Annotated in this window: 8 protein-coding genes; 4 read left to right on the forward strand and 4 right to left on the reverse strand. The window is 54.0% G+C overall.

Going from position 1 to position 8,110, the window contains the following annotated elements:
• Window positions 1-17 precede the first annotated feature (17 nt).
• Complete coding sequence (locus C772_RS07575; RefSeq protein ID WP_008298796.1) at window positions 18-1,172, forward strand: M24 family metallopeptidase; 1,155 nt, start codon at window positions 18-20, stop codon at window positions 1,170-1,172.
• A gap of 121 nt (window positions 1,173-1,293) precedes the next feature.
• On the opposite strand, the gene C772_RS07580 is transcribed toward C772_RS07575, so the two are convergent.
• Window positions 1,294-2,427: a M20 metallopeptidase family protein gene (locus C772_RS07580; protein ID WP_008298798.1), complete on the reverse strand. Its 1,134-nt coding sequence runs from the start codon at window positions 2,425-2,427 to the stop codon at window positions 1,294-1,296.
• A 219-nt stretch (window positions 2,428-2,646) separates the two neighbouring features.
• Here C772_RS07580 and C772_RS07585 point away from each other — a divergent pair, with 219 nt between their 5' ends.
• From C772_RS07585 to C772_RS07595, 3 genes are all read left to right on the forward strand, one after another.
• The gene (locus C772_RS07585) at window positions 2,647-3,540 is read left to right on the forward strand and encodes a serine hydrolase (protein WP_008298799.1); all 894 of its coding nucleotides are present in this window, start codon (window positions 2,647-2,649) and stop codon (window positions 3,538-3,540) included.
• 110 nt (window positions 3,541-3,650) lie between these two features.
• Window positions 3,651-4,187: a DUF1643 domain-containing protein gene (locus C772_RS07590; RefSeq protein ID WP_008298800.1), complete on the forward strand. Its 537-nt coding sequence runs from the start codon at window positions 3,651-3,653 to the stop codon at window positions 4,185-4,187.
• 6 nt (window positions 4,188-4,193) lie between these two features.
• A complete protein-coding gene (locus C772_RS07595; RefSeq protein ID WP_008298801.1) occupies window positions 4,194-4,583 on the forward strand; it encodes a hypothetical protein in 390 nt (129 codons plus the stop codon).
• 96 nt (window positions 4,584-4,679) lie between these two features.
• Here the strand turns inward: C772_RS07595 and C772_RS07600 are convergent, their stop codons facing one another.
• The 3 genes from C772_RS07600 to C772_RS07615 form a co-directional block, all read right to left on the reverse strand.
• On the reverse strand, window positions 4,680-5,915 hold the full coding sequence (locus C772_RS07600; RefSeq protein ID WP_008298802.1) for a metal-dependent hydrolase family protein: 1,236 nt from the start codon (window positions 5,913-5,915) through the stop codon (window positions 4,680-4,682).
• A gap of 15 nt (window positions 5,916-5,930) precedes the next feature.
• Window positions 5,931-7,103: a hypothetical protein gene (locus C772_RS07605; RefSeq protein WP_008298803.1), complete on the reverse strand. Its 1,173-nt coding sequence runs from the start codon at window positions 7,101-7,103 to the stop codon at window positions 5,931-5,933.
• 362 nt (window positions 7,104-7,465) lie between these two features.
• The coding region (locus C772_RS07615) for an aminotransferase class I/II-fold pyridoxal phosphate-dependent enzyme (protein ID WP_035001801.1) at window positions 7,466-8,110 on the reverse strand (645 nt) is incomplete at its 5' end.

Here is an 8,110-nt window from a genome sequence, read left to right on the forward strand (position 1 = left end):
GAAAAGGCGGGATGTAGATGAATACAGAAAAACGGGTGCAAAAACTGCGCGAAGTGATGGACGCAAAGGGAATCGACGTATCGGTCATCTTTAATTTTGAAAACCAGTATTATTTCAGCGGGCTAAAGGCCATTATCTATTCCCGGCCGATCGTGCTGCTCGTTGATAAAGAGAAAACCGCACTGATCATTCCATCTCTTGAAGAAGAGCATGCCAAGGCCAAAGCGAACGTCGATGAGTTGTATGTCTATCATGAAGTAAAGTCGAAGACCGGGCAGGGTGGGTCCTACACCGAGCATTTCGACACGCTCCTGTCCCGTTATCCGAAAGGAACGGTGATCGGGGCAGAGTTCGCTTCATTCTCGGTGAAGCTGGAACAGATCGCGCATCAGCACGGTGCAGAATTGGTCAGCATCGACCAGGAAATCGTGGACATGCGGGCGGTCAAGGACGAAGAGGAGATGGCCATGATCGCCGAATCCGGCCGACTCGTCAGCCTGGCGCTCAAACATTCCCTTGAAAATGCAGCAGCCGGAATGTCTGAGATTGAAATGGACCAGTTCGGTACACGGGCTCTGTTCACTGAAGTGGCGGAGCGGCATCCGAACGCGACGCTCGACTATTTCGTCATGTCTCCGTCGGGTGTTGAACGGACCAATATGCCGCATGTTTTCTCAAACACCCGTCAACTAGAGGAGCAGGACATCATCATCCACAGCCGTCAGGTCGGACTGAACGGTTACCGTGCAGAGTGCGAGCGAACCTTCTTTATCGGTCGCCCGACGGACAAGCAGAAAGACGCGTTCAAAGTCGCGGTGGAGGCACAGGCTGCCGCCCTCGATTTCATTAAGGTCGGCGTAACTGCGAAAGAGGTCAACGAAGTCGCACGCAAAGTAATTGAAAAAGCGGGACTTGAGCCGTATGTCAACCACCGTACCGGCCACGGAATCGGCATCGGCCTACACGAAGAACCGTCGCTCCGCTACGACAATAACCTGGTCCTGAAGCCGGGCATGGCCTTCTGCGTCGAACCGGGCATCTATATCCCTGAAGTCGGCGGCTTCCGCCATTCTGATACGGTCATTCTGAAGGAAAACGGAACAGAACTGATTACAGAATATCCGAGTGATTTGGAGTCGCTGGTGTTTGATGGGGTGAAACAGGGAGTGTAAGAATAATACTGGAATTGTTGTTGAAGAGAGCGCGGAGTGCGCTCTTTTTTGTGCTTTCTTCTGCCGTATCAATGAGAAAAGGACCGGTGCCAGGCACCGGTCCTTTCTAGTATAACTACTGTTAAACATCGGCCGTGACGCCACACCCCGCCAGCTCCTTAAACAGCTCGACGCCCGTTTCAATCAGCTCATCGCGGAAGTCATATTCGACGGTGTGGATATGCGGATAATCTTCTCCGTTTCCGATAAAGCAGAAGGCCCCTTTCGTGAGTTTGGTGTAGTGGCCAAAGTCTTCGGAACCGCGGAAGGCTTCCTGGATTTCGACGAGTTCCATTCCTCTGGTCCTTGCTGCGGAGCGGATGCGGTCGGCGCTTTCCTTGTGGTTGTAGGTTTCGGGAAATTCATCATTGTACTGGAAGCTGACCTTGAGCCCGAATTGTTCCGCCTGTTTCTTTGCAAGGTTCTCAAGGTTTTTCTGCAGGTTGTCCAGTTCCTTCTCGTAGAGGGCCCGGATCGTCATGCGGAGGTCGCCTTTGGATGCGGCCACGCCAAACGCTTTTTCGCCGACATCGATCTGGACGACCGTGCAGAGAACAAGGCCTTTATGATTTTCTGGAGCGGTAAGTGCCGGAATCGCGCCAAGGATATTTCCGATGGCGAAGGATGGGTTGATTCCTGTTTCCGGCTGGCTGGCGTGGGCGGGAGTGCCTTCCAGGTGGATGGTCATACCCTTGGATGCACACATCATTGTGCCATCGATGATGCCCACCGCTTTGTAGGGCAGGCCGCTCATATTGTGCCAGCCATAGATGGCATCGACCGACTGGTCTTTGATGAGTTCCGCACATTGGCGAGCGCCGTCTCCGGTTTCTTCCGCGGGCTGGAACAGGAAGAAGATATTAATGTCCGCGCCTTGCTGGTCGACTTCGAGCGCAAATGCAGCCAGTGTCGCGGAATGGCCGTCGTGGCCGCATTTATGGGACACTCCCGGAATCCGGGAAGCCCATGGCAGTTCGATTGTTTCATCAATTGGTAGTGCGTCAAAATCTGCCCTGAATGCGATGTTGGGCTTATCCGCTCCGGCCCGGTAGATGGCATAGAACCAGTTCCCTTTGTCGACAACCTCGAGTCCGGTGTTTTCTTGGATGAATTCCATCAGGTGCTGCTTGGTCCAGACTTCTTCGTTGGACAGTTCAGGATGCTGGTGCAATTCGTGGCGGAGTTTTTTTACCAGTTCATAGTGATGAGCGTTCATTTCCAACCCTCCAACGTGGTATCTATCTGATGTACGGCCGCTTATTAATTATCGATGATGCCTTGCAGATAGACAACATCAAATAGTTGAAGAAAGGTGAATAGGAAGATTTTTTATTAGCAAGCAGAGGCTTGATGTGTGGAAACTACCAGAGTAGGAATTTTGGTTGTTCATCAAGAAAGTAGAGAACAGGGAAGTCTTAACAAAGGGGGGAGCGGCATGAAGCTCCAGGATAAAATCGAGAAACTACTAAAAGAAACCGACGCCACCTTCGGCATCTCCATCAGGCACCTCCAGTCAGGGGAAGAAGTGCGGATCCGCGCAGACGAATCGTTCCAGATGGCGAGTGTATTCAAAGTGCCGATCCTGCTTGCGCTGTTCGAGCAGGTGCATGAAGGCCGGATTGATTTGACGACGAGGATTGCCCTCACGGAGGAGGAGCGGGTGCCGGGCTCGGGAATCTTGCAGGAGCTCGATCCCGGACTCCCGGTTACAGTCAAAGACCTGGCAACCCTCATGACAATTGTGAGTGATAACATGGCGGCCGATGTCCTTTTGGGAATGCTTGGGAAGGATGCGGTCCGGGATACAGCAAGGAGGCTTGGTGCCGGGAGCATCTCCATCGCGCATTCCTGCTGGGAACTGCTGAGCTTGGCGGTGGGAATGGAGCCGCTTCCCTACAGCGAGGAATCCTGGAAGCAGCTGACGGAGCGGCTGGAGATGGATGTGGATGAAGCGCCCGGTCAGGAAAATCCGGTGATGAGGAAGGATCGGGAGAACAACCTGTGCACCCCGGATGACATGACGGCAATCCTGACGAACTTGGCGGAAGGGGCGTTTATCAGTCCGGGGTTATCGGAGTCTGTCCTCGACATCCTCTACCGTCAGCAGCTGAACGACCGCATCCCTGCCCGGCTTCCGGCCGGAACGAAAGTCGCCCACAAGACCGGTACGATCGCTTCCGCTGTGAATGATGCCGGAATCATTGATCTGCCCGGCGGGAAGGGACCGCTCATCATCAGCATCTTCTCCGCCGGCAACCCGACGACCGATAGCGGGGAAGCCATAATTGCACGGATTGCCGAAACGGCCTATCAGCATTTCACGAAATGAAAGATATGCGTTCTCATGAGATTCGAAACTCCATCATATACCTTAGAGAAGCAGCTGTTTTAGGCTGCTTCTTTTTAAGATAGTAGAAATCAAGCGGAGGGGGAATGGGGATGGTCATCTGGAAAGAAGAGGATGTCCGGATTGAGTCTGGGTTTTGGAAGAATGATGAACATGTTCTTGTGATGTTTGATCACACGGACAGGCATCGCTACCGGTTAAGCGTAACTTGGGAGACAGGCAAGCCCGAGTGGCTGTTTGTGATGCTGAATCCGAGTACGGCGGATGCGGGAAAGCCGGATGCGACGCTTTACCAGTGCATGAACATCGCCAAGCGACAGGGCTACGGTTCGCTTGAGGTCGTCAACCTTTATTCGCTCAGGACGAAAAGTCCTCAAGTCCTCTTTGCTTCGGATGAACGCCATCATTCCCCGAATGACGGATATCTGGCTGATGCTATTGGAAGCGCCAGGCAAGTGATCGTTGCATGGGGGCAGCATGGCGGAAGGGATGGCCGGGATCAGGCGGTCCTCAATAGGATCCGGGAAGCCGGTAAAACACCGTACTGCCTGGGAACAACAAAAAGCGGAATGCCGAGGCACCCGCTCTATCTTCGATCCGATACGCCGCTTGTTGAATATAGACATTGATCGGCCATGAAGCAGAATCCGATTTTCGGCTTCCTGATGCAAATCGGACGGATGAGCGAACAATTTTCCCGGAGAAACCGCCAGCACACGCGCGGCGAGATGGGCGAATGGATCAACCAGGGAGATGAGTGGGAAGAAGACTGGGTCTGGGTTGACAGTGACAAGGCGAAGTGGCTCTACAGAATCTGTTACATCAACATTCATCAGCGGGAAGACGGCCACGACTTAATCGTTTCCTGGGAGCGCGATCCGGATGCCGATCACGTCCAGGAGACCACCTACCGGCACATCGACCAGGCCATCGCCATCTGGTCCAGGTATTACAGGCACGAGGGGAAAATCACATTGATCCGGGAAGTCGAAGATGAGGGGTGGGAGGGTGACGCGTGGTTGTAACCGGAGAAATAAAAACTGCAGACAAAGCGAATGTTTCGCCTCATCTGCAGCCAAACGCGCATCTCCCGGGAGGTGCGCGTATTTCTATTCAAAAACTTATTGTCCCTTTACCAATTCTCCGTCTTTCAAAACGGTCAGGATGTTGTTCGGGTTGGAAAGAGAATCGATATCCTCCAGCGGGTTGCCCTTCACGATGACCACATCCGCCAGCTTTCCTTGTTCAAGCGTCCCGACTTTGTCTTCCCAGCCCATGCATTCGGCGGCGGACTTGGTGGAGGCGACGATGGCGTCCATTGGGGTCATCCCGCAGTCGACCATGAGAGAAAGTTCGCGCAGGTTGGTGCCGTGCCTGAATACGCCGGCGTCGGTGCCCATGGCGATGTTCACGCCTGCCTGGTAGGCCTTTGCGAAGCTGGCTTGATGGGCTTCGATGACTTCGGCGGATTGCTCGACAGCCGATTGGGGCATGCCGACTTCTTCCGCGGTCTCCAGGACGGAGACCGGGGCGAGGAGGGTTGGCACGAGGTACGTCCCGTTTTCTTTCATCAGTTCGATCGCTTCGTCATCCAGGTAGATGCCGTGTTCAATCGAGTGGACGCCCGCGCGTACCGCGTTCTTGATGCCTTCTGCGCCCTGGGCGTGCGCCATGACCTTGACGCCTTTGCGGAAACGGGCTTCTTCGACGATTGCCGAGAGTTCCCCGAACGAGTACTGGGTGAACTCAGGGTGGTCGGTCGGGCTGAGGACGCCGCCCGTGGCATGGACTTTAATGACTTCGGCTCCGGCGCGCAGCATTTCACGTGTTTTCTTGCGTACTTCATCGACGCCATCAGCGATTCCATTCGGCATGCCCCGGTAGCCGGACGGGGAGATGTCGAACACGTCTCCGTTCAATTGCATCCCGTCGCCGTGGCCGCCTGTGATGGTCAGGGCATTGATGCTGACCTGGATGCGCGGTCCCTGGATCAGCCCGTCTTCGATGGCGCGTTTGACGCCGAGGTCGGTTCCGAGTGCATCGCGCACAGAGGTTACGCCTGCGTCAAGTGTCTTCTTCATGTATGCCATTGCCTGATAGAACATGTAGCTGAACGGCGTCGTCAGCCGCTGCTGGAGCGGCGCGTATTCAAACATCATATGGACATGCGTGTCGATGAATCCCGGCAGGACGGTGTTGCCTCCCGCATCGATCACTGTCTCGTCACCGGTTTTCGTATAGCCCGAAGCGTCCCCGATGTAGTCGATTTTGTTGTCCTTTACGACAACAATTCCTTGGCGCGGCTCGCTGCCGGTGCCGTCGATGATCTGTCCGTTTTCAATGATTGTTGTAGTCATCAGCAATTCCTCCAATTATAAGAATGAAACGAGTATACCTGCGATAAAGACCGAGGCGACGGTGACCGTCGTGAATCCGCCGATCAGCATCGGGGTCAGCAATTCGTTGAAAATGAGTTTTTCCTCATCCTTTGTCCGGGCCGTGCTTCGTGCGACTTCTTCACACAGCAGGTAATCCCCCGGGAAGCCGAACAATGCTGTGAGTGCAACCGGCATCCCTTTTAGCGGATCCCATTTGACGAGTTTCGCACCTACATATCCGCCGAGCGCGATCCCGGCCGTTCCGAGGATGATGATCGCGGCAACTGCCGGAAGCTGTGTCATGACATCCTGAGGGGAGACCCCGGCCATGGAACCGATGACGACGAACATGATGCCGACCAGTGTCAGTGTGAACGAGTTCGCCTTCACAAGGGACTCCTGCTCGAGGAAGCCGATCTTTGCACCGATGATGCCGAACACGAGGCACCAGATGCTGTAGTTGATCGGTGTAATAGAGCCGAGAACGACGCCGAGCGCGCCGACAACAAAGACGAGGAACAGCCGGATGGTCATGCTGGAACGCACCGGTCCGAGTTTCTTCGTTTCCTCCAGTTCCTCGGCAAGCTCGGCGTTCATCGGCGTAAAGGTACCGGCATCGATCTTGCCGATCAGCCGCTTGGCATAGGCACGCATAAAGTTAAGTGCGAGCGGCATGCCGAGCAGTCCCTGGAACGCGACGATCAGTGCAGGGATCAGGGCAATCGTTCCGAGGTCCAGTTCCTGAAGTTTTTCAGTCGTGATGATCATTGCGACCACGCCGCCGCTGATCGGACCCATTCCCGCGACCGCCGTCTCGAAATTAAAGACAAAGGGAATGACCGCGAAAATCAGGATGGCCGCCACAACAACGCCGGACAGCGCAATGATGACAGCACGATATTGCTCCCGAAGCACCTTCATCGGAATCAGTGTCCCCATATGGACAATGGCCGGCCCGATCAGGATGGCGCCGAGCGCTGCGAACTGGGAGCTTTCCAGGATATTTTCCGGGAAGATGCCCGTCCAGGTAAGGAGCATAAATCCGACCATGGCGGTCAGCAGCATCGGCACACGGGCGCGTGACACAATTGAGAGCCATTCGCCGAACGCGATCAGTGCAAAAACGAGCACCGTGGCAACAAGTGGAGAATGTATGATTTCTGACATAAATAGCCTTCCTTCCAAGCTGATTCATTGCGCCAACCAAGTTAGCTAAAGCAATGAACTGATTCTACAGAAAATAAGGAAGAATAGTCAATGGAATTTTTAGAAATATATCGGATTTTATATTTTGGATTCCTTATCTTTATTGAAGAACCTTGCAGGCACAGGGGATTCTTCATGAATGCCAATTTATGTTGTAAAATTCCTAATTGGTGGACAATAAACTATGGTAAATATTGTTCCTTTAGCAAAGTTTGGATGGAGGCGTTTTCGATTAATGGGTGGCAATAACAAGCATTGCTTGGCATAGACTTCCCAATACAAAAAGGCGGTACCGGAATCCCATCCGGTGCCGCCTTGCTATTTCAGATTGTCTCTACTGCTGTGAGTTCCCGGACAAAGGCCTCCATCCGATCCATGGCTTCCATCAGGTTGTCCATCGAATTTGCGTAGGAGATCCGGATATGGCCTTCGCCGTAGGAAGTGAAGGAACTGCCCGGAACGACTGCGACGTGCTGGCGGTCCAGCAGCTGTTCGGCGAATTCATAAGAAGTCAGGCCCGTCTTTTGGATCGACGGGAACAGATAGAAGGCTCCGTCAGGCTGTTCCACATCCAGTCCCATTTGCCGGAGGCGGTCCATGACAGCGTTTCTGCGCTCGATATACTGCTTGTTCATCTCAGCAGGCGCATTTCGGCAGTGATCGAGTGCTTCAATCGCGGCATACTGGCTCGGCAGGGAGGCGCAGATGGTGCTGGAAAGATGGACCTTCAGAATCTGCTCCATCACCTCTTTGGATCCCAGCGTGAATCCGATCCGCCAGCCGGTCATGGCGTGAGACTTGGACAAGCCGTGGATCAGGATGAGCTGTTCCCGGAGCTCCGGATAGGAAGCAAAGGAAATATGACCGTCTCCGTAGGTGTTTTCACTGTAGATCTCGTCCGAGACGACCCATAGCTTGTGCTTGCTGAGTACGGCAATCAGCCCATCCATCACTTCCCGGGTAAGGGT

The sequence above is a fragment of the Bhargavaea cecembensis DSE10 genome, assembly GCF_000348905.1.
Lineage (GTDB): Bacteria > Bacillota > Bacilli > Bacillales_A > Planococcaceae > Bhargavaea > Bhargavaea cecembensis.